Annotated in this window: 26 protein-coding genes; 10 read left to right on the forward strand and 16 right to left on the reverse strand. The window is 66.3% G+C overall.

The window, feature by feature from the left end:
• Nucleotides 1-17 precede the first annotated feature (17 nt).
• Nucleotides 18-1,331, reverse strand: coding sequence for a pyruvate dehydrogenase complex dihydrolipoamide acetyltransferase (locus tag HHL13_RS11735; protein ID WP_169555839.1), 1,314 nt, complete (start codon nucleotides 1,329-1,331; stop codon nucleotides 18-20).
• 130 nt (nucleotides 1,332-1,461) lie between these two features.
• Between HHL13_RS11735 and HHL13_RS11740 the strand changes: the two genes are divergently transcribed.
• From HHL13_RS11740 to HHL13_RS11750, 3 genes are read left to right on the forward strand one after another with little or no spacing between them, the layout of a single operon-like run.
• Entirely contained in the window at nucleotides 1,462-1,917 is a 456-nt protein-coding gene (locus HHL13_RS11740; protein ID WP_169555840.1) for a universal stress protein, read from the forward strand.
• 13 nt (nucleotides 1,918-1,930) lie between these two features.
• The gene (locus HHL13_RS11745) at nucleotides 1,931-2,173 is read left to right on the forward strand and encodes a hypothetical protein (RefSeq protein WP_169555841.1); all 243 of its coding nucleotides are present in this window, start codon (nucleotides 1,931-1,933) and stop codon (nucleotides 2,171-2,173) included.
• A gap of 59 nt (nucleotides 2,174-2,232) precedes the next feature.
• Complete coding sequence (locus HHL13_RS11750; protein ID WP_169555842.1) at nucleotides 2,233-3,513, forward strand: M28 family peptidase; 1,281 nt, start codon at nucleotides 2,233-2,235, stop codon at nucleotides 3,511-3,513.
• Between the two features lie 117 nt (nucleotides 3,514-3,630).
• On the opposite strand, the gene HHL13_RS11755 is transcribed toward HHL13_RS11750, so the two are convergent.
• Nucleotides 3,631-4,602, reverse strand: a complete 972-nt coding sequence (locus HHL13_RS11755; RefSeq protein WP_169555843.1) for an RcnB family protein — start codon at nucleotides 4,600-4,602, stop codon at nucleotides 3,631-3,633.
• Between the two features lie 149 nt (nucleotides 4,603-4,751).
• On the reverse strand, nucleotides 4,752-5,237 hold the full coding sequence (locus HHL13_RS11760) for a GAF domain-containing protein (protein WP_169555844.1): 486 nt from the start codon (nucleotides 5,235-5,237) through the stop codon (nucleotides 4,752-4,754).
• A 135-nt stretch (nucleotides 5,238-5,372) separates the two neighbouring features.
• Here HHL13_RS11760 and HHL13_RS11765 point away from each other — a divergent pair, with 135 nt between their 5' ends.
• On the forward strand, nucleotides 5,373-6,011 hold the full coding sequence (locus HHL13_RS11765) for a hypothetical protein (RefSeq protein ID WP_169555845.1): 639 nt from the start codon (nucleotides 5,373-5,375) through the stop codon (nucleotides 6,009-6,011).
• On the opposite strand, the gene arfB is transcribed toward HHL13_RS11765, so the two are convergent.
• The 6 genes from arfB to HHL13_RS11795 form a co-directional block, all read right to left on the reverse strand.
• Complete coding sequence (arfB, locus tag HHL13_RS11770) at nucleotides 6,008-6,418, reverse strand: alternative ribosome rescue aminoacyl-tRNA hydrolase ArfB (protein WP_169555846.1); 411 nt, start codon at nucleotides 6,416-6,418, stop codon at nucleotides 6,008-6,010. The genes HHL13_RS11765 and arfB overlap by 4 nt on opposite strands.
• Nucleotides 6,411-7,061 carry an RNA pseudouridine synthase gene (locus HHL13_RS11775; protein ID WP_169555847.1) on the reverse strand — a complete coding sequence of 217 codons (651 nt, stop codon included), beginning with the start codon at nucleotides 7,059-7,061 and terminating at the stop codon, nucleotides 6,411-6,413. Before HHL13_RS11775 ends, arfB begins: the two co-directional genes overlap by 8 nt.
• Before the next feature lie 35 nt (nucleotides 7,062-7,096).
• Nucleotides 7,097-7,348: a hypothetical protein gene (locus HHL13_RS11780; protein WP_169555848.1), complete on the reverse strand. Its 252-nt coding sequence runs from the start codon at nucleotides 7,346-7,348 to the stop codon at nucleotides 7,097-7,099.
• Between the two features lie 55 nt (nucleotides 7,349-7,403).
• On the reverse strand, nucleotides 7,404-8,390 hold the full coding sequence (locus HHL13_RS11785; protein WP_169555849.1) for a mannan-binding lectin: 987 nt from the start codon (nucleotides 8,388-8,390) through the stop codon (nucleotides 7,404-7,406).
• A gap of 146 nt (nucleotides 8,391-8,536) precedes the next feature.
• Nucleotides 8,537-9,139: an NAD(P)H:quinone oxidoreductase gene (gene wrbA / locus HHL13_RS11790; RefSeq protein ID WP_169555850.1), complete on the reverse strand. Its 603-nt coding sequence runs from the start codon at nucleotides 9,137-9,139 to the stop codon at nucleotides 8,537-8,539.
• Nucleotides 9,140-9,215: 76 nt separating this feature from the next.
• The gene (locus HHL13_RS11795) at nucleotides 9,216-9,932 is read right to left on the reverse strand and encodes a pirin family protein (RefSeq protein ID WP_169555851.1); all 717 of its coding nucleotides are present in this window, start codon (nucleotides 9,930-9,932) and stop codon (nucleotides 9,216-9,218) included.
• Between the two features lie 102 nt (nucleotides 9,933-10,034).
• Between HHL13_RS11795 and HHL13_RS11800 the strand changes: the two genes are divergently transcribed.
• Both HHL13_RS11800 and HHL13_RS11805 read left to right on the forward strand, forming a co-directional pair.
• Nucleotides 10,035-10,955: a LysR family transcriptional regulator gene (locus tag HHL13_RS11800; protein ID WP_169555852.1), complete on the forward strand. Its 921-nt coding sequence runs from the start codon at nucleotides 10,035-10,037 to the stop codon at nucleotides 10,953-10,955.
• A gap of 235 nt (nucleotides 10,956-11,190) precedes the next feature.
• Nucleotides 11,191-11,898 (forward strand): response regulator transcription factor, encoded by a 708-nt coding sequence (locus HHL13_RS11805; protein ID WP_169555853.1) that lies wholly within the window; start codon nucleotides 11,191-11,193, stop codon nucleotides 11,896-11,898.
• A 299-nt stretch (nucleotides 11,899-12,197) separates the two neighbouring features.
• On the opposite strand, the gene HHL13_RS11810 is transcribed toward HHL13_RS11805, so the two are convergent.
• Nucleotides 12,198-12,884, reverse strand: a complete 687-nt coding sequence (locus HHL13_RS11810) for an HPP family protein (RefSeq protein WP_346775545.1) — start codon at nucleotides 12,882-12,884, stop codon at nucleotides 12,198-12,200.
• Entirely contained in the window at nucleotides 12,881-14,584 is a 1,704-nt protein-coding gene (locus tag HHL13_RS11815; protein ID WP_169555854.1) for an amidohydrolase, read from the reverse strand. Before HHL13_RS11815 ends, HHL13_RS11810 begins: the two co-directional genes overlap by 4 nt.
• A gap of 104 nt (nucleotides 14,585-14,688) precedes the next feature.
• On the opposite strand from HHL13_RS11815, the gene HHL13_RS11820 reads away from it, so the two are divergent.
• Nucleotides 14,689-15,924 (forward strand): threonine ammonia-lyase, encoded by a 1,236-nt coding sequence (locus tag HHL13_RS11820; protein WP_169555855.1) that lies wholly within the window; start codon nucleotides 14,689-14,691, stop codon nucleotides 15,922-15,924.
• A gap of 272 nt (nucleotides 15,925-16,196) precedes the next feature.
• Nucleotides 16,197-16,982 (forward strand): arginyltransferase, encoded by a 786-nt coding sequence (locus HHL13_RS11825; RefSeq protein ID WP_169555856.1) that lies wholly within the window; start codon nucleotides 16,197-16,199, stop codon nucleotides 16,980-16,982.
• Between the two features lie 48 nt (nucleotides 16,983-17,030).
• Here the strand turns inward: HHL13_RS11825 and HHL13_RS11830 are convergent, their stop codons facing one another.
• Genes HHL13_RS11830 through HHL13_RS11840 form a run of 3 tightly spaced genes read right to left on the reverse strand, consistent with a single transcriptional unit; the run spans nucleotide 17,031 to nucleotide 20,241 of the window.
• Nucleotides 17,031-17,834: a transglutaminase family protein gene (locus tag HHL13_RS11830; protein WP_169555857.1), complete on the reverse strand. Its 804-nt coding sequence runs from the start codon at nucleotides 17,832-17,834 to the stop codon at nucleotides 17,031-17,033.
• Nucleotides 17,834-18,769, reverse strand: a complete 936-nt coding sequence (locus HHL13_RS11835) for an alpha-E domain-containing protein (RefSeq protein WP_206377046.1) — start codon at nucleotides 18,767-18,769, stop codon at nucleotides 17,834-17,836. Before HHL13_RS11835 ends, HHL13_RS11830 begins: the two co-directional genes overlap by 1 nt.
• Nucleotides 18,770-18,777: 8 nt before the next feature.
• Nucleotides 18,778-20,241 (reverse strand): circularly permuted type 2 ATP-grasp protein, encoded by a 1,464-nt coding sequence (locus tag HHL13_RS11840; protein ID WP_169555858.1) that lies wholly within the window; start codon nucleotides 20,239-20,241, stop codon nucleotides 18,778-18,780.
• A 141-nt stretch (nucleotides 20,242-20,382) separates the two neighbouring features.
• On the opposite strand from HHL13_RS11840, the gene HHL13_RS11845 reads away from it, so the two are divergent.
• Together HHL13_RS11845 and HHL13_RS11850 are read left to right on the forward strand one after the other, a co-directional pair.
• Entirely contained in the window at nucleotides 20,383-21,081 is a 699-nt protein-coding gene (locus HHL13_RS11845) for a hypothetical protein (protein WP_169555859.1), read from the forward strand.
• Nucleotides 21,082-21,138: 57 nt separating this feature from the next.
• Entirely contained in the window at nucleotides 21,139-21,843 is a 705-nt protein-coding gene (locus tag HHL13_RS11850; protein WP_169555860.1) for a hypothetical protein, read from the forward strand.
• A 3-nt stretch (nucleotides 21,844-21,846) separates the two neighbouring features.
• Here the strand turns inward: HHL13_RS11850 and HHL13_RS11855 are convergent, their stop codons facing one another.
• Together HHL13_RS11855 and HHL13_RS11860 are read right to left on the reverse strand one after the other, a co-directional pair.
• Nucleotides 21,847-22,464 carry a redoxin domain-containing protein gene (locus HHL13_RS11855; protein WP_169555861.1) on the reverse strand — a complete coding sequence of 206 codons (618 nt, stop codon included), beginning with the start codon at nucleotides 22,462-22,464 and terminating at the stop codon, nucleotides 21,847-21,849.
• Nucleotides 22,465-22,493: 29 nt separating this feature from the next.
• Nucleotides 22,494-24,548, reverse strand: coding sequence for a thioredoxin family protein (locus HHL13_RS11860; protein WP_169555862.1), 2,055 nt, complete (start codon nucleotides 24,546-24,548; stop codon nucleotides 22,494-22,496).
• Nucleotide 24,549: the final 1 nt, after the last annotated feature.

The following is a 24,549-nucleotide window of genomic DNA, read 5'->3' on the forward strand; positions in this document are numbered from 1 at the left end:
TCCCAGTCCCGCCCGATTCAGGCGATCATGCCCATCGGCGCTTCGATCAGTTCCTTCAGGATCTTCATCATCGCCGCGCCATCGGCGCCGTCGATCGCGCGGTGATCGAAGCTGCCGGTGACCGACATCACCGTCGCGACGCCCAGCGCATCGTCGACGATATACGGACGCTTCTCACCCGCGCCCACCGCCAGGATCATGCCCTGCGGCGGGTTGATCACCGCGTCGAACTGCTTGATGCCGAACATGCCCATGTTGGAGAGGCTGGCGGTGCCGCCCTGATACTCTTCCGGCTTCAGCTTGCCTTCCTTGGCGCGGCCGGCAAGGTCCTTCATCTCGGTCGAGATGGCGGAGACGCTCTTGTTCGCCGCGTCCTTGATGATCGGGGTGATCAGACCCGTCGGGGTCGAGACCGCCACCGACACGTCGGCGCGGCTATACTTGATCAGTTCGGAACCGGTGTAGGTCACGTTGCACTTGGGCGCCTGGATCAGCGCCACGCCCAGCGCCTTGATCAGCAGATCGTTGACCGACAGCTTCACGCCGCGCGATTCGAGCGACTTGTTGAGCTCGCCGCGCAGCTTGAGCAGCGCGTCGAGGCGGACGTCCACGGTCAGATAGATGTGCGGAACCGTCTGCTTCGATTCGGTCAGGCGGCGCGCGATCGTCTTGCGGATGTTCGACAGCTTCTCCGCTTCGTGCGGGATCGTGTCGTCGAACCAGACGGCAGCCGGCTTCGCGGCGGGCGCGGCAGCGGCGGCGGGCGCCTGCGATGCGGCAGCGGCTTGGGCCTGTGCAGCCGGCGCGGCAGCGGGCGCAGCAGCCTTGCCGCCTTCGACGTCGGCCTTGACGATGCGGCCATTCGGGCCGGAGCCGGCGACACCGGCCAGATCGACGCCCTTCTCGGCGGCGATGCGCTTGGCGAGCGGGCTGGCCTTCACGCGGTCGCCCGAAGCGGCAGCAGCCTTTGCGGGCGCAGGAGCAGGAGCCGCGGCCGGCGCAGGCGCCGCTTCAGCCTTGGATGCTTCTTCCTTCGGGGCCTCAGCCTTGGCAGGTGCCGGGGCGGCGGCAGCAGCGGAGGCGTCCTCGCCCTCGCCCGCCAGCACCATGATCACCGTGCCGACCTTCACATTGTCGGTGCCCTCGGCGACGAGGATCTTGCCGACCACGCCTTCGTCGACCGCTTCGAATTCCATCGTCGCCTTGTCGGTCTCGATTTCGGCCATCAGGTCGCCGGACTTCACCGTGTCGCCTTCCTTGACCAGCCATTTGGCGAGCGTCCCCTCTTCCATCGTGGGGGACAGGGCGGGCATCTTGATTTCGATCGGCATGGACGTTCCCGTCAATTGGTTCCCGGGGAGGGATTCGGCCCCTCTCTCGCTGCCGACCCGCCCGGGGTCAAGACGCTTGCAAGAAGCTCAATCGCGCGGCACCTAAAGCCGAAGGTCGGGGACACGAGACATGCGCACCTATCTGGTCGTCATCGACGAGAGCCCGGAGGCGGAAATCGCCATGCGTTTCGCTGCGCGCCGCGCCGTGAAAACAGGCGGAAATGTCGAGATTCTCGCGCTCGTTCCCCAGCCGGAGTTCGTCCAGTGGGGCGGCGTGATGGCCGCGATCGAGGAGGAAGCGCAAATCCGCGCCGAGGCTCTGGTCGCCCGCGCAGCCGGCACGTTGCTTGCCGAATCGGGGATCAAGCCGTCGATCACCGTTCGCCAGGGCGATGGCCCGAAGATCGTCCGCGAGATGATCGCCGCCAATTCCGACATCGCGGCGCTGGTGCTCGGCGCAGCCGCCAGCGGCCCGCCGGGACCGCTCGTGGCCCACTTCGCCGGCGCCGATGCCGGCGGAATGACCGTGCCGGTGATGATCGTGCCGGGCTCGCTGGATCGGGATGCGATCGACCGGCTGAGTTGAGAGCAGCAGACGCATGGCGAAAGCAGGAAAGCGAGAGCGTTGTCGCGAGGAGGCCGAGCCGCTCCCTAATGTAGACGATTATCTGTTCGGAAGCGGGCTTTCACCATCCGACTATCGCCTCTCAGAAGAAGGTGTAATCAGCTTCAAAGACAAGACCGGGCGGGTTTTCGACATGCTGATCGATCATCCTCGCCTTTACGCAGCGTTGAAAGAGCGGTTGCGGGCATTGGAGGTTCGGGAGGACTTCGAGCACTAGCGAAACCGTACCAAGTTTTCTGGTTGCCTCAACAGCAGCGGCCAGCCACCTTCCGCGCCATGCGCATCCTCCCCCTGCTCCCGCTCGCCGCCTTCCTCGCCACGCCCGCACTGGCGCAGGAAAAGCCCTCCCCCGCCCGCCTGAAAGCAGATGTCGAGAAGCTGGTCAGCTTCGGCACGCGCCACACGCTTTCCGATCCCGATCATCCCACGCGCGGTATCGGCGCGGCGCGGCGCTGGGCGATGGCCGAACTCTCGAAGATCGGCGACGCCTGCGACTGCATCGACGTGGCCAATATCGCGCGCACCTTCACCGGTCCGCGCGCGCCGAACGGCGTGAATGTCGTCGATGTGCTCGGCTTCCAGACCGGCCGCGATCCCAAGCGGGTCATCATCGTCATGGGCCATATCGACAGCCGCGTGACCGATGTGATGGATTTCACCTCGGATGCGCCGGGCGCCAACGACGATGCCTCGGGCGTGGCGCTGGTGATCGAAAGCGCGCGGATTCTGTCGAAGGAAAAGTTCGACGCGACGATCATCTACGCCATCGTCTCGGGCGAGGAGCAGGGCCTGTGGGGCGGGCAGTTGCTCGCCGAGACCGCGAAGGAAAAGGGCTGGACCGTCATCGCGGTGCTCAACAACGACATTGTCGGCAACACGATCGGGCAGGACGGCAGCCGCGTCGACAAGCGCGTCCGCGTCTTTTCCGAGGGCATCCGCTCGTCCGAACCGCTCGACCGGCAGATGGCCCGCCGCGCCGATGGCGGCGAGGATGATGGCCCCTCGCGCGCGCTGGCCAAGGCAGTCGACGGGATTGCCGAAACGATTCCCGGCGGGATCGACGTGTTCCTCGATCGCCGTCCCGACCGGTTCGGCCGCGGTGGCGATCACATCCCCTTCCTCGCGCTCGGCTATCCCGCGGTGCGCTTCTCGGTCGGCGTGGAGAATTGGGACCAGCAGCATCAGGACCTGCGTACCGAGGGCGGCAGGGTCTATGGCGACACCGCCGACAAGATGGATTTTCCCTATCTGGCGCACGTCACCGCGATCAACGTCGCGACGATCCGCCGCCTCGCCAAGGCACCCGATGCGCCAGGCAAGGTGACGATCAGCGGCGCGCTGTCGCTCGACACGACGGTCAAATGGGAAGCCGTTCCCGGCGCGGTGAAATATCGCGTCCACTGGCGCCGCAACGACAAGCAGGTCTGGACCGGCCATGTCGACGTGACCGGCACCGAGACGCTGCTGAAGGGCGTTCCGGTCGACGATAATTTCGTCGGGGTGTCGGCGCTTGCCGCGGACGGGTCCGAAAGTCTGGTGACCTTCGGCGGGAGATAGCCTCCTCCAACCGTTCGCCCTGAGCCTGTCGAAGGGCCGCTCTCTTCTTCAACCAAAGGTCAGAAGAAAGAACGGTGCTTCGACAAGCTCAGCACGAACGGAAATATACTCAAATCCTTACCGGCAAACGCACTGGCAGCCGCACTGACGCGGCGCGGGGCGCGGTTTCGGCTTGTACTTGCGGACCGGCGCACGGCGAACGACGCGGCGCGGCGCGACATAGGTCGTCACCACTTCCTCCTCGATCACTTCCTCGATGATCGTGGTGGTGACCACCGGCGCGGGCTGGATCACCACGGTCGTGGTGGTGCCCCCGGCATAATAGCCGCCGCCGCTATAGCCGCTGCTGTAACCATAGCCGTTGCCATAGCCATAGCCCGGCTGGACCTGCACCGCCGGCGGCGCCCCCACCGCCGGCGATGCATACCCCCCCGGGTACGGCGCCTGGGTCTGATAGCCCGGCGCCTGATCATAATATTGGTTCGGATCGACCTGACGGATGCCGCCCACGCTCACATTGCTTTCGGAATAGGCGTAGCTGTTGCTGCCGCCGGCGCCGTAGGACGTGCCGTAATTGTCATAGGCAGCGTAATCGTCGTCCCACGAGATGCCGTCGCGCCAGTCCTGCACCCGGCCGCGCGAGTCGATCAGCACCGCGTCGTCATAATAGCGGACCCAGTAGAAGCCGTAGGACGGCGCGCGCAGGCCCCAATTGCCGTAATCGTGGATGCGGAAATTGGAGTTCATCCAATAGCCCGGCAGCGACCAGCCACGCGACGGCCGGCGATAGCTGTTCCAACCGCCCGGCGCCTGGGCCCCGCCCCACCAGCGACCGTTGACGTGACCGCCCCAGCGGCCGCCGTTGCGCTGATTGTTGTAGGCCGGCGGAGTCTGCGAGGTACGCGGCGGCAGCGCCTGATTGTGGCGCGGCGGGCCGGCATAGAGCGGTCCGCCGGTACGCTGCACACCGCCATTGGCCATCGGCGGCGCGGGAATCCCGCTGCCCTGCTGATAATAGACCTGCGCCACAGCCGGCGCCGCGGAAAGCAGCGCGGGGACCAGAATGGCCGCAATGGACAGACTACGCATCGAACAGAACTCCTTCGCCCCAGAGCAGCCCCCGGCTCCTATGGTTGACGAAAGATTACCGTTTTAGTTTCCAACCCGCCACGAAGAGTCTCGGTTAATGCCGTCCCGATGCGGGTCAGCGTAACCCCGGCGTTAACGTTTGACGCGGTTCAGCCTGCCAGACGCGGGGCAAGGATCGCCATCAGCGCTTCGCAGCCCGCCGCATCGCCCGCGTCGAACCGCGCCGGCTCGGGACTGTCGAGATCGAGCACCCCGATCAGTTCGCCCTGCGACACGATCGGCACGACCAGTTCGGACCGGCTCGCCGCATCGCAGGCGATGTGCCCGGGAAAGGCATGGACATCCTCGACCAGCTGGGTCTCGCGGCTGGCCGCCGCCGCGCCGCACACGCCACGCCCGAACGGGATGCGGATGCACGCTGCCTTGCCCTGGAACGGCCCCAGCACCAGCTCGCCGCCGACATTGCGGTAGAAACCCGCCCAGTTGAGACTTGGCAGATACTGCCAGATCAGCGCCGAGACATTCGCCATGTTGGCGATGGCATCGGGTTCGTCGGCGGTCAGCGAATCGAGCGCGGCGGCCAGTTCGCGGTACAGTTCCGACTTGGAGTCGGCAGTGATGGTGAAGTCGTACATGGCCGCTATTTAGGAAGCCTGTGCCGCGAGCGGGAGAGGCTTCCGCTGCGCCACGACGCGCGATACGCTTCGCCTATGGCCAATTACAGTCATTTGCGGGCATGCGCCTCGCGCGACAGGGCAATCCCGCAAGCGATGGCGATGTTCGGGGATCTGGACGAGGCGCCGGTCGCGGCCCAACAGCCCGGCCCGGAACTGGTCGGCCGCTATCGAATTCCCTTGTTCTGGCTTGCCGCATTCGCACCATCGGACGTGCTGAGGTTCGATCGCCGCGACGAAGACGGCGAGATGCCGGTCACCATCTATTGCACCCCGACCGGCGCCGCCCTCGCCCGGCTCGAGGCCCGCACGCCGGTCGTGCTTGCGATCGCGGGAGAAGCATTTGCCGGCTTCTACCGCGAATGGATCGACTATGTGGCGCGCAGCTTCCCCCATACGCTCCTGCTCCAGCCCGAAGAGATATTGATCCTGCGCGACGTGGAACTTTCGAACCGCGAACTGGCCGCCGCGATCAAGGCGCTCGACACGGGCGAGGACGCAAAGCCGCGCGACAGGAAGCTCTGGCGGATCGGCGCGCTGCCGTTCGAACCGTCGCGGCACGAAGTCGGAAACCCGGAGCAAGCCGCGAACTGGTGCCGCGGCGCGCTGGCCGGCAGCGACTGGCTGGACGCGGAGGACGCGTGGCCGCCCGAAGCGACCGCAGGCGAAGTGGCAGCGATGGCAGCCTTCGCCCCAGGCGCCGCGCGGCGGCCCTGGTGGAAATTCTGGAGCTAATCCAGCCGGACTTTCCCTCGCCCGGCCTTCACTTCGCTGCGCCCCTTCTTCTCGTCGACCCGGCGCGCCTTCGCCGCCTTGCTCGGCTTGGTCTTCACTCGCTTCGCCTGACGCTCGTGCGACTTCGCAATCAGCTCGCTCACCCGCTCGCGGGCATCGGCGCGATTGGCTTCCTGCGTGCGAAACTTGCGCGCGGTGATCACCAGTTCGCCGCCCGAAGTCAGCTTGGTGCCCGCGAGCACTTTGAGCTGCTGATAGGCGTAGAGCGGCAGGCCCAGCGCGAAGACGTTCACCCGCAGCTGGACCGCGGTCGCCACCTTGTTGACGTTCTGGCCGCCGGGACCGGACGCGGCGAGGAACTTCTCCTCGACGATCGCCTCCTCCCATTTGGCCGGAAGGTCAGCCACGGCCAAACCCGGCATTGTGGAATCGCACCGGGATCGGCGCTTCGGCGGTGATGTCGGGCTTGCCCTCGCGCGGCACGATCAGCCCGGCGGCGTGGAGCATGACGGCCGGGCCGCCGCTGCCATAGACCGGATCGCCGACGATCGGGATGCCCAGCCCTTCGGCGGCATGGACGCGCAACTGATGCGTGCGGCCGGTCTCCGGGAAGAAGGCGATCAGCGCCCGGCCCTTCACCCGCTCCAGCACGCGCCACCGCGTCAGCGCCGGCTTGCCATTGGGGGCGCCGGTCATCCGCCAGCCTTCCTCCGCGCTGGAGATCTTGATCAGCGGCAGATCGATCTCGCCGACATCCTCGGCCGGCTCGCCGTCGAGGATCGCGACATAGCGCTTGGTCACCGTGCCCGCTTCGAACGCCTGGCCGAAGCGCTTGTGCGCCTTGGGATTGCGCGCCAGCAACAGGCAGCCGCTGGTGTCGCGATCGAGCCGATGGACCGGCAGCGGCAGGCGCTGGAATCCGAAGGTCAGCTCGCCGAGCCGGTCTTCGAGGCTTTCGGCACGATCACGCGGGCGATCGACCGGCAAGCCCGCAGGCTTGTCGATCACGATCGCTTCGCCGTCGATGAAGAGAACGCGGTCCTGTAGCATCGCCGCCCTATACACAGGACGGCTTCCCAAGCGAACTATCTGCGGAAGTGGATCACGCAGACGGAGTTGCGGCCGTCGCGGCGCTCCCAGCCGTTGCGCCACTCGCCGCCCAGCCGATTGGCGAGCGCGGGGCAACTGATCCCCGCTTCGCTCGGGCTGGTGATCGGCCCCGCTTCGATCTTGAAGGCTTCCTGCGCGGCATAATCCGGCGACAGGCTTCCGGTCGGCAGCGAGACGGGACGAAGCTGATCGGGCGGCGGCACATTGCCGATTCCCCTTATCTGCACATTGGCGCAGCTTAGGGGAATCGGAGGCAAGCAACAGCGGATTCCGACACCGCGGCTAGCGGAAGCGGAACTCGCATTCCGACATGCGGCCGGTCTGCGTCGTGCGCCACTGGCCCGTCCATTCGGCGCGCAGCTCGCGGCCCTTGGCGTTGCACTTGGCCACGGCGTCGTTCTGGTTCCAGATCGGCCCCACCTCGATATTGCGCAGCACGTCGCGCTGATCCCAGCGACCGCCACCGCCGCCGCGCATCCGCATCCCACAGACCGACACGCCGGCGCGCACCGTGTTCCAGTTGCCGGTCCAGTCCGCGCCGATCTCGCGCGCCTTGTTGTTGCACTTGGTCTCGGCGTCGCGCTGGTTCCAGATCGGGCCCACCTCGACATCCCGGGTGCCGTCGCGGCCCCAGTCATCGCGGTCGTTGCGGCCCCAGCCGCCATCGCCGCGCCCGCCGCCGCGAAACTCGATCTGGCATACCGACATGCGGCCCGGCTGGGTGGTCCACCACTGGCCGGTCCATTCGCCGCGCAGCTCGCGCGCCTTGTTGTTGCACTTCGCCTCGGCGTCGCGCTGGTTCCAGATCGGACCCACCTCGATCGCGCGGCCATTGTCGCGGGCGTCGCGATCCCGCACGTCGCGGCCGGGACCGCCGCGATCCGGGCCGCCGCGGTCGTCGTTGCGGCGGTTCGCTTCGACGCCGGTGATCGAATAGAGGAATGCCTGCCCGCGCCCGATCGTGCCGCTGCGGATCGTGCGCGCGCGCAGATCGATGATCACCGAGGTGTTGCGCGAGCGATCGTGCAGCTCGACCGTGAAGGTGTCGCGGTTATAGACCTGGAACACCGCGGAAACGCGGCCATTGGCGCCGAACTCGGTCCACTGGCCGGGGCCCGTTTCGGTGAAGCGGCCGCCGCCGCTGTGGCGCACGCTGGTGACGGTGGTGCCGTTGATATCGCGGGCGTCCTGCGGAATCGCGAAGGCAGCGTCGATTCCCGGCGCGCCGGGCGCCGCGATCGCGGCAAGAAACATGAGCGACAAGGACATACGGACTCTCCCCTGAACCGAAGGCCCATTGTTAGCCGCGTTCGGTGCGCAACCGCAACGACAGCGAAACGGGGCCGGAGCAGGGGAAGCTCCGGCCCCGCAATGTGGGCCGCGACAAAGGGGGCACGCGCGGCCCGGGGAGGCTGTCAGGCAGTCAGCTTGGCCGCGACTTCGGCAATGCGGCGGCCCTGATAACGGGCGCCGTCGAGGTCGGTCGCAGTCGGCTGGCGGCTGCCGTCGCCGCCGGCGATCGTGGTCGCGCCATAGGGTGCGCCGCCGACGATCTCGCTGTTGTCCATCTGCCCGGCATGACCATAATCGAGACCGACGATGGTCAGGCCGAAGTGCAGCAGATTGGTGATGATCGAGAAGAGTGTCGTTTCCTGACCGCCATGCTGGGTCGCGGTCGAAGTGAACGCCCCGCCGACCTTGCCGTGAAGACCGCCGGTGGCCCACAGGCCGCCCGCCGTATCCCAGAACGCCGCCATCTGGCTCGCCATCCGGCCGAACCGGGTCGGCGCGCCGACGATGATCGCGTCATAGTCCTTCAGTGCATCCGGACCCGAGATCACGGCGTGCGGGCTGTCGGTCTTGAAGTGCGCGGCCTTTACCACGGCTTCGGGCGCGGTTTCGGGCACGCGAAGGATGTCGACCTGCGCACCGGCCTGGCGGGCGCCTTCTGCGACGGCCTCGGCCATCGTCTCCATGTGGCCGTAGGACGAGTAATAGAGGACGAGGACCTTGGACATTGCGATACTCCTTGAACGGATGGTGGTGTCCGCCGCCCCGGGGAGGGGGAGGATGGGGCGGCGGACGGGGGGCGGTTTAGTCGGCGTCGACCAGAACAATCTCGGCGTCTTCGATCGCGGTGATCGTGAAGGTCTTGCTGCCGGTCAGGGCAGCGCCGTCACGGGCATTCACCGGCTCGCCGTCGATCTCGATCTTGCCAACCGCGGGGACCAGATAGGCGTGGCGGCCTTCACCGACTTTGTGCTCCACGCTCTCGCCGGCCTTCAGCGTCGCGCCCATCACCCGGGCATCGGCGCGGATCGGCAGCGCATCGCCATCATCCTCGAAGCCCGAGGCCAACGTGACGAACTTGCCGCTGCGGTCGCCCTTGGGGAAAGGCTTGGCACCCCAGCTGGGCTGGCCCCCGCGGCTGCGGGGCAGGATCCAGATCTGGAACAGCGTGGTCGTTTCCGGCTCGAGATTATATTCGGCGTGGCGCACGCCGGTGCCGGCGCTCATCACCTGCACGTCGCCCGCGCCGGTGCGGCCCTTGTTGCCCATCGAGTCCTGATGCGTGATCGCACCGGTGCGGACATAGGTGATGATCTCCATGTCCTGATGCGGATGTGCCGGAAAGCCCGAGTTCGGACCGATCTCGTCGTCGTTCCACACCCGGATCGCGCCCCAGCCCATCCGGTCCGGATCGTAATAATTGGCGAAGCTGAAATGATGCCGCGCGTTCAGCCAGCCATGATCGGCATGGCCGAGCGTGTCGAAGGGGCGGCGGTCGAAACTGGTCTTGGTGTCGAGCATGGCTCATACTCCGTGTGTCTTGTTGGCCCCCAAGATAGGCATCGGGATCATGCGGTAAATGGAAACGTTGGAAACTGATCGTTTCCATGTTATGCCAGCGAAATGAAACTTCCCGATTTCGAAGCCTGGGCCGTATTCGCTTCGGTGGTCGAGCATCGCTCGTTCAGCGGCGCCGCCGACGCGCTGGGTGTGTCCAAAGCAACCGTGTCCAAGGCAATCAGCCGGCTCGAGCAGCGGCTGGGCACCACCCTGTTCCACCGCACGTCGCGCCGCCTGACCCTGACCGACAGCGGACGCGGCCTTGCCGAGCGCGCACAAGGCATTCTCGCGCAGGGGCAGGAAGCCGAGGAAGCAGCGCTCGACGCCGCCAGCGCGCCGGCGGGGCTGGTCCGCGTCGCCGCGCCGCTCACCTTCGGATCGAAGCGCGTCGCGCCGCTGATGGCCGAGTTCATGGCCGCCCATCCCGGCATCCGGATCGATCTGCATCTGTCCGACGCGTTCATCGACATCGTCGGCGAAGGCATCGACGTCGCGGTGCGCATCGCCGAACTGCCCGACAGTTCGCTGCGCGCGCGGCGGATCGCGCCGGTCACCGGCTATATCGTCGGCTCGACCGCCTATTTCGAAAAGCATGGCCGCCCGCGCCACCCCGCCGATCTCGCCCACCATGCCTGCTTCGCCTATACCAACTCGGCGCATCCCGACGCGTGGCGCTTCCGCAAGGCAGGCGGCGAGGAAGCGGTGGTGCGGATCGAGGGGCCGCTGCGCACCAACAATGGCGACGCGATGCTGGCGGCGTTGCGCGCGGGACTCGGCATCGCGGTGCTGCCCGACTTCATCGTCCGCGACGATCTGGCGGCGGGCACGCTCGAAGCCGTTCTCGAAGACTGGTCGATGGGATCGTCCGCGCTCCACCTCGTCACGCCGCCCGGCACGCTCCGCCCGGCCCGCGTCGAGGCGCTGATGGAGTTTCTGGCAGTGCGGCTGAAGGAAAATTGCAGCGAGTATCTGAGCCCCGCCTGACGCTGCCGATGCCTGTGCCGGACACGTTAAGGATTGGTACGGATAGCCTTCGCGGACTGGTTAAGAATAAACGCAGTTCCACACAAACCACCGCGCCTCAGGCCCCGCGACTCGCGGAGTCAGGCCGGTTAGGGCAAAATTAACCTTTTGCCTTCAGAGGTGGTTAGGTTAATGATTCACTCAGGTTGCGCTTGTCACGAGGACAGCATCGCAACCGGGGCAAGGGGAACTGGCGATGCGCGTGTTGCTGATCGAGGACGAGCCCAGCACGGCCAAGGCGATCGAGCTTATGCTCACGACCGAAGGCTTCAATGTGTACACGACCGATCTGGGCGAAGAAGGCCTCGATCTGGCGAAGCTGTATGATTACGACATCATCCTTCTCGACCTGAACCTGCCCGACATGCACGGGTATGACGTTCTGAAGAAGGTCCGGGTCGCCCGCGTCCAGACGCCGGTGCTGATCCTGTCGGGCATCAACGAAATGGACAGCAAGGTGCGCTCGTTCGGCTTCGGCGCCGACGATTACGTGACCAAGCCGTTCCACCGCGAAGAGCTGGTGGCGCGCATCCACGCCGTGGTCCGCCGTTCGAAGGGTCACTCGCAGTCGGTCATCCGCACCGGCAAGCTGGCGGTGAACCTCGATGCCAAGACCGTCGAAGTCGATGGTGCCCGCGTGCACCTGACCGGCAAGGAATATGCGATGCTGGAGCTGCTCTCGCTCCGCAAGGGCACCACGCTGACCAAGGAAATGTTCCTCAACCATCTCTATGGCGGGATGGACGAGCCGGAACTCAAGATCATCGACGTCTTCATCTGCAAGCTGCGCAAGAAGCTGAGCATGGCGACCGATGGCGAGAATTACATCGAGACCGTCTGGGGCCGCGGCTATGTGCTGCGCGAAGCGGACGAGGACAAGGCGACGCTCACCGAAGTCGCCTGACACGGAACTTCAGCGGGGGCTGGCAAAAGGGCCGCGGTTCGAAAGGACCGCGGCCCTTTTCGTTGGCGTGCCCTCAGTCGGGGAACCCGGCTTGCAATGTTGGATTTCGACTGCTTGGCTCGCAGTGATCGGGGGACATTCCCGCGCTCTTTGAATTTGTCCGAAGCATCATGCTTTTTGCGGGAAACCGGTTTTTCCCGATATAGGTGTCAACCGTGTCAACCAACGCTGCACGAAGCGCTTGTTTTTAAACGATTCGCCTGATCGCGGCGCCCTCAGGCAGACGCGCTGGCTGCGACCTAGGATTTACGCCGCCGCCGCGCCTCGGCATGGCGCTCGGCGCTAGCCAGCAGCGCTTCGAGATCCTCGCGGCTGATGTCGAAGGTTTCGCCCATTTCCTCGATCGCCGCATCGATGTCCGCCGCCAGCAGCTTCGCTGCTTCGGGCGTGGGCGCGGCCTTGACCGGGCGATGGGGATAGCTGTGGCCGGAGATGCGGTGGAAGGCGATGCCCATCGCCACCAGGGTGATCGCGTTCAGCCCGACCGGGATCAGCGCATAGGCATAGCCATGCGCGAGGATATCCGGGCCGCCGAGCACCGCCAGCAGCCCGCAAGCGCCCCCGGGCGGATGGAGGCAGCGCAGCACCGACATCGCCAGAATCGCGACCGAAACGCCTACGCCCGCCGCCAGCACGCCATGCCCAAGCCAGTGCGCGGTCGCGACGCCGGTCAGCGCGGAAACCACGCTGCCGCCGACAATCGGCCAGGGCTGCGCCAGCGGGCTGCTGGGCACGGCATAGAGCAGCACCGCCGACGCGCCCATCGGGGCGACCAGCAGCAATGCAGATTGCGGGCTGCCCGCGAGGAACGAGCCGATCCACGCGGTCAGCGCGATGCCGGTCAGCGATCCGGCGACCGCAACCATCCGGTCGCGCCAGTGCGCGCCCGGCAGCAGCGGAGTGAAGATCCGGTCGAGCGCGGTCACCGGTTCTTCTTCTCCGGCGCGCCAGCGGTCTTGCGCTGCCACACGCGCTCGCCGCCAACCCAGGTCTCGAGCACCTGCGTCCCGCGCAGCTCGGTGGCCGAGGCAAGCAGCGGATCGCGGTCGAGGATGATGAAATCGGCGCGCATTCCCGGTGCGAGTCGGCCAAACTTGTTCTCGGCGAACCCGGCATAGGCGGCCCAGATGCTGAACCCGGCCCATGCCTCCTCACGCGTCACCAGCTCCTCGGGACGCCAGCCGCCGAAGGGCTGGAGATCGGCATCCTGCCGGGTGAAGGCGACGGCCCAGCCGACGAACGGATTGGGGCTCTCGACCGGATAGTCCGAGCCGAAGGCCAGCTTCGCGCCGTTGCGGAGCATCGAACGCCACGCATAGGCGCCGGCGAGCCGGTCCGGCCCCAGTCGCGCTTCAGCCATCGCGCGATCCGACGTCTGGTGGACCGGCTGCATCGACGCGATGACCCCGAGCTTGCCGAAGCGCGGCAGGTCCGCCGGATCGACCACCTGGGCATGTTCGATCCGCCAGCGGCGGTCGCCCTTGAAATTCTCCGACAGCACTTCGATCGCATTGAGCGCCTGATTGTTGGCGCGGTCGCCGATCGCATGGATCGCGATCTGGAAATCGTCCATCGCGCCGCGGCTGATCAGGTTGAGCAGCTGGTCGTCGGACAGGAAGCCCAGGCCCTTCTGGCCCGGGGCATCGGCATAATCGGCCTTGAGCCATGCCCCGCGCGATCCGAGCGCGCCGTCCGAATAGAGCTTGATCCCGCCCATGCGCAGCCGGTCGCCATAGAGCCACGGCGTCGGCCCCTGCCCGGCCACCGCCAGCGCGGCATCGACCCCGCCGGCATAGCTCATGATCCGCATGTGGAGGAAACCGAGATCGGCCATCCGGCGATAGGTCAGCCAATCCTCGACGCTGGTGCCCATGTCCGCACTGGCGGTGACGCCCATGCTGAGCAGCAGATCCTGCGAAGCGAGGAAGGCGGCATTATATTCGCGCGGCGTGGGGTTGGGCACGGCCTTCTGGACGAGGTTTGCGGCGGCGTCGACGAACACCCCGCTCGGATTGCCCTTCGCGTCGCGCTCGATCCGGCCGCCGGTCGGATCCTTGCTGGCGGCGGTAACCCCGGCGAGCTGCATCGCGCGGCTGTTCGCCCAGCTGGCATGGCCATCGACCCGCTCGAGCCACACCGGGCGGTCGGCGACCACCTTGTCGAGATCGGCGGCGGTCGGGAAGCCGCCGAGACCCCAGCGCTCCTGATTCCAGCCATAGCCGAGGATCCACTTGGCCGGGTTCGCTTCGGCATAGGCGGCGACCTTCGCCAGCGCTTCGTCGAGCGAACGGGTCTGCGACAGGTCGAGGCGAAGCGCCTGGAAGCCGAGGCCCATGACATGGCCATGCGCGTCGATCATCCCGGGCAGCATCACCTTGCCCTGCATGTCGATCCGCCATTCGGGGTTCTTCGGCCGCTTGTCGGTGCGCTGGAGTAGCTGGGTGACCAGCCCGTCGCGCGTGAACAGAATGCCGTTGAAGCGGACGACCTGTCCCTTCTCGTCCAGCGTCATGCCGTTGACATTGTCGATCAGCGCGTCGGCCTGCGCGGCGGGGGCCAGCAGGATCGCGACAAGGGCGAGGAGATTGGCGAGAGCCCGGAAGGGCCGCAGGAGTGCGATCGTCATAGGGATGCGGGCATAGGGGGTGTTCCCCCGCCGCGCCAGACTCGCGCCTTGATAGAATATGTCGTGTTCCCCCTTCGGGGTATATGCCCTAAGGGCGGCAGACTATGGCTACCAAGACCGAACCCACCGAAACCCTGCCCGTAACCATCGACGACGTCCGCGCGGCGCGGATGCGGATTGCGGATTCGATCGTGGCGACGCCGACTCTGGTCAGCCGCACGCTGTCGGAACTGACCGGCGCGACCGTCTATCTCAAGTTCGAGAACCTCCAGTTCACCGCAGCGTACAAGGAACGCGGCGCGCTGAACACGCTGCTTCAGCTGCCGGCGAACACGCCCGGCGTGATCGCGGCATCGGCGGGCAATCATGCGCAGGGCCTCGCCTATCACGCCAAGCGGCTGGGCATCCCGGCGACGATCGTGATGCCGCGCAACACCCCGATCGTGAAGGTGACCCAGACCGAAGGTCATGGCGCGACGGTGGTGCTGGAAGGCGAAACGTTCGACGCGGCCTATGCCCATGCCCGCAAGCTGGAAGGCGAACAGGGTCTCACCTTCGTCCATCCGTTCGACGATGCGCGGATCATCGCCGGCCAGGGCACGGTGGCGCTCGAGATGCTGGAAGCAGTGCCCGAGCTCGATACGCTGGTGGTGCCGATCGGCGGCGGCGGCCTGATCTCGGGCATGTCGGCGGTGGCGCGCGCTCAGGACAAGCCGATCCAGGTGATCGGCGTGCAGGCCGAGCTCTATCCGTCGATGTACAACCGCGTGCACGGCACCGAAATGCCGTGCGCTGGCGACACACTGGCCGAGGGCATCGCGGTGAAGGAGCCCGGCGGGATCACCTCGACGATGGTGTCGGCGCTGGTCGACGACATCGTTCTCGTCAGCGAGCGGCGGCTGGAGGAAGCGGTGAGCCTGCTGCTCCAGATCGAAAAGACCGTGGTCGAGGGCGCCGGCGCGGCCGGTCTCGCCGCGCTGCTGGCCGAGCCGGGCCGCTTCAAGGGCAAGACGGTGGGCATCGTGCTGTGCGGCGGCAATATCGATCCCCGCCTGCTCGCTTATGTGTTGCTGCGCGATCTGGCCCGTTCGGGCCGGATGGCGCGCCTGCGCATCCGCCTGCAGGACCGGCCGGGCGCGCTCTACAAGGTGGCGCAGATCTTCGATCAGCTTTCGGTCAACATCCTCGAACTGTCGCATCAGCGCATCTTCACGAACCTGCCGGCCAAGGGCCTGAGCCTGGACGTGGAATGCGAAACCCGCGACCGCGACCATCTCGACCGGCTGATGACCGCGCTGCGCCGCGCACAATATGAGGTGCAGCTGGTCGAACTGGCCTGAGTTTCCCGGCCGGTTCCGACGAAGCGAATCGCACGTGCGGCGAACCGAGTCGTCGTGCGATTCACACGATTCATCTCTCGATCTATAGTGAATCCGAAACCCCCTCCGAGCGCCTGCGCCGGAGCTTCGCACCCTTGTGCGCGGGTCGTTTCGCTCTCGGTCAGGCGTTAACTCTCTTTCATGGTAAAGCGCCTTTTCATCATCATTTTACCGCTTCATAACGCTTTTCGAAGGCCGCTTTCCGACGGCCACGAGCAAGGGGCGAAAAGGCGGTGACTGCACTTTCCCGTTTTCCGCGGTTCTTCGTGACGAGCCCGTCGCCGTGCCCGTATCTTCCGGGCAAGCAGGAGCGGAAGATCTTCACCGAGCTGAGCGGTCCGCATGCGGGCGAGCTCAACGACGCGCTGGGCCGGATCGGCTTCCGCCGCAGCCAGTCGGTCGCGTACCGCCCGAGCTGCGCGGGCTGCACCGCCTGCGTCTCGGTCCGCGTCGTCGCCGGAGAGTTCAAGCCCAACGCCAGCCAGCGCAAGTTGCTCAAGCGCCATAGCGACCTCGAAGTCACCGCGTGCAAGCCCTGGGCGACCGAGGAACAGTTCGACCTGCTCCACAAATATCTCGGCGCGCGCCATCCCGGCGGCGGCATGGCGGCGATGGACGAGGGCGATTATGCCGACATGGTCGAGCAGTCGCCGGTCAGCTCATACGTCGTCGAATATCGCGAACCGACGAAGAACGGTCATCGCGGCAGGCTGGTCGGCGCGTGCATCACCGATCAGCAGGCCGACGGCCTCTCGATGATCTACAGCTTCTTCCTGGCTGACGACGAGAGCCGCCCGGGTCTCGGCAACTATATCATCATGGACCATATCCGCCGCGCACAGGCGGCGAAGCTGCCCTATGTCTATCTCGGCTATTGGGTGAAGGGCAGCGAACGCATGGCCTACAAGACTCGCTACCAGCCGCTCGAAGTGCTCGGCCCCAATGGCTGGGCAGCGTTCGACGAGAAGGAAGAAGTCTTCGCGATGCCGGTGCCTGCGAAGATGCCCGAGCTGGTCTAAAGCTGACCTACTCCGATTGTGCTCCGGTTGGACTGGACCGCATAATTTTCATTCCTCGCCGCCCAGCCGGTCGACGTGCAGATCGACGTCGAGCTCTTCCTCGCCCTGCCCCACGCGCGTACCCGCGATCGATGCGGCGGCGGTCGCATCCAGTCCGACCGCGACGCGGACATAGCTTTCGTCGGGCGACAGTCCCGTCGCCGGATCGAAGCCGACCCAGCCCAGTCCCTCCACATGCGCCTCGGCCCAGGCATGGGGTGCGCTGTGCGCTTCGCCGTCGTTGCGATAGCCCGAGACGTAGCGCGCCGGCGCGCCGATATGGCGCGAGGCGGCGATGAACATCTGCGCGACGTCGCGCGACGTCGCGGTCTTGCCAGCAAAGGCCTCGGCCGCGCTGATCCCGGTATCGGGCCGGTCCGGCGTGCAGGGAAAGCGCACATGCAGCGCGGTGTTGAGCGCATGGAGCCGCGCAATCGCGTCGCCGCCGCCCAGATCGTCCGCGAACTCGGCGAGCAACACGCTCGGCTGCGTCCGTGGAGTCGAGCGGCGGAACAGCATCGCGTGAAGCGGCTCGGCGCTGCCGCGCACCACCCCCGTCGCCTCAAGCGTCAGCACTTCGCCGGTCACCGTCACGTCGAGCGCCTCGATCGGCCCCTCGGCATAGAGCATGGTCACGGCATTGCCGTATCCGTCGAACGAGTTGCGCAGCCGCGCATCGATATCCACGCCGATATGCCAGTTCACCACGGTCTGTGCCTCGGTGTCGCAGGGCGTGAGGCGGAGCATCTGAACGATGCGCGCCTGCGGCTCGCTGAACCGGTAGTGTGTGCGGTGATCGATCGCGATGCGCATCAGATGAACCTGAACTGCCGGGCGATCGCCCGGTCGAGCAACTCGTTCTCGGCGATGAAGGCCTCGAGATATTCGTGCAGCCCGCTAACGATCACTTCGGCGGTCCGCGTCTTCTGCATGCGTTGCATCCGCGCGCGGGCCATGCGGTCCGCCTCGCCCTGCAACCCGGTGCGCTTGGCGAGCTGGCTGAGCAGGTCCACTCCTTCCTCGACGCAGGCAGCAAGGCTGCGCGGAAGTTCGGGGCGGCTGATCAGCAGGTCGATGACGTTCACGGTCTTCAGCCCGTCGCTGTAGAGCCAGCGATAGGCGTTCACCGCCGACACGGTCTGGAGGATCGTGGTCCACTGATCGCGATCGACCGCGCCCCCCACCTCTTCGCCCGCGGGCAGCAGGATGTGATACTTCACGTCGAGCAGCCGCGCGGTGTTGTCGGCGCGCTCGACCGCGGCGCCGAGCTGGATCAGCAGCGTCGCTTCGTTGCGCATCATCCGGTGGATCGAGCCTTCGAAGCCGCGCATCTCGGCCTTGACCGCCTCGACCATGTTGAGCGTCTGGGTCGCGCCGCCGGGCGAGGTCCGGCTCTGGAAGATCAGCCAGGCGCGGTTGATCGCGGTCCACGCCTCGCGAGTCAGCGCGGTGCGCACGGCACGGGCGTTCATCCGCGCCATGTCGAGGCAGCGGATGATCGAACCAGGATGGCTGGCGTCGAGCGTCAGGAACTTGGCGACATGCGCCTGCGTCGTATTGTGGCCGGTCAGCGCAAAGGCTTCGTCGGTATAGCTCACCGTCAGCGCGCTCTGCCACGCCGCTTCACCTGCGGGGCGAGCCGACAGCGCATCGAGGCGGATCGTCGCTTCGACGAGACGCGCGAGGAAATCCGCGCGCTCGAGATAGCGGCCGAGCCAGTACAGCGCCGACGCGGTGCGCGAGAGCATGACCATGCTCATGCGCCCTGCTCCTGCGACTGGCCGGGCCCGTCGTCGAGCAGTACGAAACTGTCCTTGGTGCCGCCGCCCTGGCTGGAATTCACCACCAGCGAGCCTTCGCGCAGCGCGACGCGCGTCAGCCCGCCCGGCACCACGCGGACGCCGTCGCTGCCGGTCAGCACGAAGGGCCGGAAATCGACATGGCGCGGGGCGAGGCCGCTTTCGACCATCGTCGGGACGGTAGAAAGCGCGAGGGTCGGCTGGGCGATATAGCGATGCGGCTCGGCGACCAGCGCGGCGCGGAATTCCTCGATCTGCGCCTTGGTCGCGGTGGGGCCGACGAGCATTCCATAGCCGCCCGATCCGTCGACCAGCTTCACGACCAGCTTGCCCAGATTGTCGAGGACGTATTTCAGCGCCTGCGGCTCGCGGCAGCGATAGGTCTCGACATTGGGCAGCTTCACGTCGCCGCCCGAATAGAAACGCACGATCTCGGGCATGTAGCTGTAGATCGCCTTGTCGTCGGCGATGCCGTTGCCCGGCGCGTTGATGATCGCGACGTTGCCTGCGCGGTACGCCGCGATCAGACCGGGGACGCCGAGCATCGAATCCGGGCGGAACGCCAGCGGATCGAGATAATCGTCGTCGATCCGCCGATAGATCACGTCGACGCGGACCCGCCCCGCGATGGTCTGCATATAGACGACATCGTCATCGACCACGAGATCGACCGGCTCGACCAGCTCGACGCCCATCGTGTCGGCAATGAAGCTGTGCTCGTAATAGGCCGAATTGAAATGCCCCGGCGTCAGCACCACGCACACCGGCTTGGCCTTGCCCCCGCCCGGCGCGACCGAACGCATCGTCTGGAGTAGCATGTCGGGATAGCTGTCCACCGGCGCCACGCGAAAATCGCGGAACAGCTCGGGACACAACCGGATCATCGCTTCGCGGTTTTCGAGCATGTACGACACGCCGGAGGGCGTGCGGGCATTGTCCTCCAGCACGAAGAACTCGTCCGCGCCGGTACGCACCAGATCGATCCCGCAGATATGCGCCCACACGCCATGCGGCGGGCGGACGCCGTCCACTTCGGGGCGGAACTGGTCGTTGAGATAGATCAGTTCCTCGGGAATGATCCCTTCCTTCAGGATCCGGCGCTCGCCGTAGATGTCCTCGAGGAATGCGTTGATCGCCTGTACCCGCTGGACGAGGCCCTCGCTCAGCCGCGCCCATTCATTGGGTAGGAACACGCGCGGGACAATGTCGAACGGGATGATGCGCTCGGCCGCATCGCTGTCGCCATAGACGGCGAAGGTGATGCCGAGCTGGCGGAACGTGGCTTCGGCGGATTGCTGGCGGCGATGCAGTTCGGCGGCGGGGGTGTCGGCGATCCATTGCGAGAGCGCCGCGAATTCCGCGCGCGGCGCATCGGGCCCGCCATGACCCCAGATTTCATCGAACGCCCCGTTTGCCGCCATAACCCCCCAAGTGCCGGAACCGACTATGGGTTCCATGCTGCAACGCTTTGCTGCGGCGCACAAGGGGGTCCCGAAATCAGCCTATTGTGCCGTCGCGCACACCCCGGCAGGATTGCCGTAGGGGAACAAGGGGGAATCACGATGTATTGGCTCGTCCGGCTGCTCAAGCTGCCGCCGCTGGTTTATCTCGGCATCGCGCCGCTGGGCCTGCTCTTTGCCGGCTATCTCTATTTCGAGTGGACCAAGGACGAAGCGGCCAAGGCCGCGGCGCTGGCGGGCAAGCCGCCTGCGGTGGTGAAGATCGAGGATTTCAATCCGGGCCGCGACACCGGCAAGGCCGATGAAGTCGTCATCGTCGCCCAGATCAATCCGGCCAGCATCGTCGACCTGTCGCAGACCAAGAAGGGCCGCGAACGCGATCACTGGGTGATCGGGCCGCTCTATCCGACCACCGCCAAGGCCGAATCCGGCCCGGCGTCGGGCCTGATGATCCAGCACGGCACCGCGACCGACGAGCAGTTGCAGAAGATGGTCGTGGGCGAAGGCCCGTTCGGGCCGCTGATCCAGCTGAACGGCATTTCGGTCAAGCCGTCGGACGAGCGCACCGCAATCGACGAGGCCAGCAAGCGCGTCTCGCTGAAGCCCGATGCCGTCTATGTCGATCCGTTCGAGGCCGGCCGCGTCGCCGGTCTGGGTCCAAGCAACAGCGGCCGCGACGTCTCGCTCGCGCTTCTGATCGTGTCGCTGCTGGTCGCCGCCTATGGCGCGTTCCGCTTCTTCAGCGAGCGCAACACCGACCAGCTGGCCGATGCCGAGCCCGATCTGGACGGGCATCACTGAGGCTGAGGCCCCCTCCGGCGTTTCGGAGGGTCATGAGACAGCGGGTGGCAACCAGCGATGATTTATCTCCGGTTTCTTACGATTTTCGCGCTGCACCCGCTGCTGTTGGTGATGCTAACGCCCAGTGGTCTGCTGATCGGCGGCATTGGTTACTATATCTCGCAAGCCGAGGAAGCCGAGAAGGCCACCAAGCGCAACGGACCCGCGCCTGTGCCGGTCCGGGTCGAGGCATTTGACACTACGCGTCCAATTCGCCGCGCCGAAGAAATCAGCATCGTCGGACAGATTGATCCGGCCCAGATCATGGACATCAGCTTCACGAAAAAAGGCAAGGAACGTGAGCATTTTGTCCTCGCGCCGATCTATCCGATCGATGCAGTCGATCCGACGGCACCGGCCAGCGGACTTCTTACGCACAACGGTCAATTGAGCGATATACAAATCCATGCGTTCGAGACCGGGAAAGGCGCGATCGGGCCGATCGTCCGGCTGGTGGGCGTTCGCGCTCAGCCTTACAATCTTCGCACGGCCTTTGGCGACGATGTCCGGGTTCCGATCCGGCTCATCGGGTCCGCGATCTTCGTCAGCCCTTATCCTAAAGGTCGCGAAGTGGCGCTGGCGCCCGATAACGGGCTACGCAACTTCTCGATAGGCGTCATGATCGTCTCGCTGCTGATCGGCCTGCTTGGCGGGCTGGGGCACTGGGGCCGTTTGCGCCAGCGCCGCGACGAAAGCGCCGGCTATCTCGGCACGCTATACTGAAACTCAGCCAGCGTATTTCACCGAGCACCCATAGGGCCGTGTTTCTGCGACCGAGACCGGTTTGCCCGCGCGGATTTCAGCCAGCGCGGCGCTGACATGGTTGCGGGCCGAAGCGATGTCGGCGGTATCCGCCGTCGGCTTGTCGTCGATCCCGCCGCGATAGACGAGCTTGCCCGCCGGGCTGATGATATACATGTGCGGCGTGGTCTTCGCGCCATAGGCCTTGCCGACCAGGCCCGCCGGATCGAGCAGATAGGCGGCCGGCTTCGCCTTCGCACCGGACACGAACTGGAGCGCCTCGGGTCCCTTCATATGGCCCTGTTGACCCTCGGCGCCCGAATTGATCGTCAGCCACACCACGCCCTGAGCCGCCGCCGCGGCCTGGGTCTTCTGCATATTGCCGCTGTTGTAGTGCTTCTTCACGAAGGGGCAGCGGGGGTTGTGCCATTCGAGCACGACCGTCTTGCCGCGAAAGCCGGCGAGTTCGACGATGTTGCCGTTCGCGTCGCGCGCCTTGAAGTTCGTGGCGGGAGCGCCGATCGCCGGTTCGGCCAGCGGCGCGCTGGCGCCGGTGAGGAACGCGGCCGCCGCGGCGGCGCCGGTCAAGATCCACTTGCTCATGCTCGTCTCCTTTCCCGTTTCCCCCGGTTTCATTTGCCCGAAGCGAGATCCTGCATCAGCGATTGCGTCAGGATCTGCGGCAGCACCTGCGGCTCCGCCTGACCGGGCTTGTACCACAGATAGAGCGGCACGCCTGCCCGGTTATGCTTTTCGATGAAGCGGCCGAGCGCTGCGTCGCCATTGGTCCAGTCGCCCACCAGCACCGCGACCTTGCCATCGGCCAGCGCCTTGGCGACTGCTTCGGTCTCGATCACTGCTTTCTCGTTGACCTTGCACGTGACGCACCAGTCGGCGGTGAAATAGGCGAAGACCGGGCGGCCCTGCGCAGTCAGTTCGGCCAGCCGCGCTTCGCTGAACGGTTCGGCGCCGGCGGGCACTTGCGCCGCCGCCTGTGCCTGAATCGGGCTGCGCGACGCCAGCCAGACACCCGCGACGGTAATCGCGAGCACCATCACCCAGCCGAACCGAGCACCCTGCCCACGCGCCTGACGCCGCCCGATCGCCCACAGGACGATTGACAGGCCCAGCACGACGAGCAGCCCCATCGTCATCCCGTCGACGCCGATCTGCTTGCCCAGCACCCATGCGAGCGCAATTGCGGTCAGGAACATCGGGATCGACAGGATGTGGCGGAACGTCTCCATCCACGCGCCAGGCTTCGGCAGCATCCGCCGCAGCGCGGGCACGAAGCCCAGCAGCAGGAACGGCAGCGCAAGGCCCAGCCCCAGTCCGCCGAAGATCGCCAGCGCCGCCGGCCAGGGCAGCACCAGCGCCGCGCCCAGCGCCACGCCCATGAACGGCCCGGTGCAGGGCGTCGCGATGAACGCCGCCAGCGCGCCGGTCATGAACGATCCGCCCGTCCCGCGCCCCGCCAGCCGGTTCAGCGAGGCCGGAGCGAGCATCTCGAACAGCCCGGCAAGGTTGAGCGCGATCCCGGTCACGAGCAGCAGGAGCAGCAGGATCACGCGAGGATCCTGCAACTGGAACGCCCAGCCCAAGGTCGCGCCGCCCGCCCGCAACGCGAGCAGCGCGCCGCCCAGCGCCAGGCACACCAGCACTACGCCCGCGGTGTAGGCCAGCGCCTCGCCGCGCGGATTGCCCTCCGCGTCGTTCGCCCTGGCCAGACTCAGCGCCTTGAGGCTGAGGATCGGGAACACGCACGGCATGATGTTGAGCAGCAACCCGCCCAGCACCGCCCCTCCGAACGCGGCAAGCGCGGTCAGCCAGATGCTGTCCGCCGAGCCCTGCGCCATGCTGCCGGCAGGTGCGGCAGCGACCGCGCCCGGCACGGCCCGAATCGTGAAGCCTAGATCCTTGCCGACCGCCAGCACGCCTTCGATCGGTCCCGCGCCCGCGCCCTTCGCCTTGGTTTCCACCACCAGCCGGTCGCCGTCGCGGCCGACGGTCTGCGGCGCGGCGTAATCGACCACGCCATCGGTGATCGGGAAGAAATAGACGTCGCTTACCGCCGCGTCCGCCGGATACGGCACGCCGAGACGGAAGCTGCCGTTCGCCACCTGATAGGTCGCCTGCGATCCGAGCGGCCTGGGCAAGGCGGTGCGGTATTTGTCGAACTGCGCGCGGCGATCGGCAGCGATGGTGCCGTCGCCGACCTTGAGCATCGTCGATAGCGTCGCCTTTTCGGGCACGCAAACTTCGTCGGTGCATACCAGATAGGCCAGATCGACGCTGACCGGCAGCGCGGTGCCCGGCGCAAGGCTGGCGGGAATCTTCAGCGTCACGAGCGTCGCGAAGGGATGCTCATAGACATAGTTCATCAGCCCGACGATCAGCAGCCGCTCGGGCACCGGATAGCGAATCTCGCCCGCCGTCACGTCCTGCGGCAGCGTCCATGTCGCCTTGGGCGGGATGCCGGCGTCGCCCGGATTGCGCCAATAGGCGTGCCATTTGGGCTGGGGCGTCGAGACGAAGGCAAGGGTGACGTCGCTCCCCGGCGCGGGCGTATCGCTTTCGGCGACAAGCTCGATTCGGACATGCGGGCCGTCGCCCGGCTTCTGCGCCGCCGCGGGAATCGCGATCAGCGCAAGCAGCACAGTCATCATCCAGAAACGCAGTCGCGTCATT

The sequence above is a fragment of the Sphingomonas sp. G-3-2-10 genome, from assembly GCF_012927115.1.
Lineage (GTDB): Bacteria > Pseudomonadota > Alphaproteobacteria > Sphingomonadales > Sphingomonadaceae > Sphingomonas.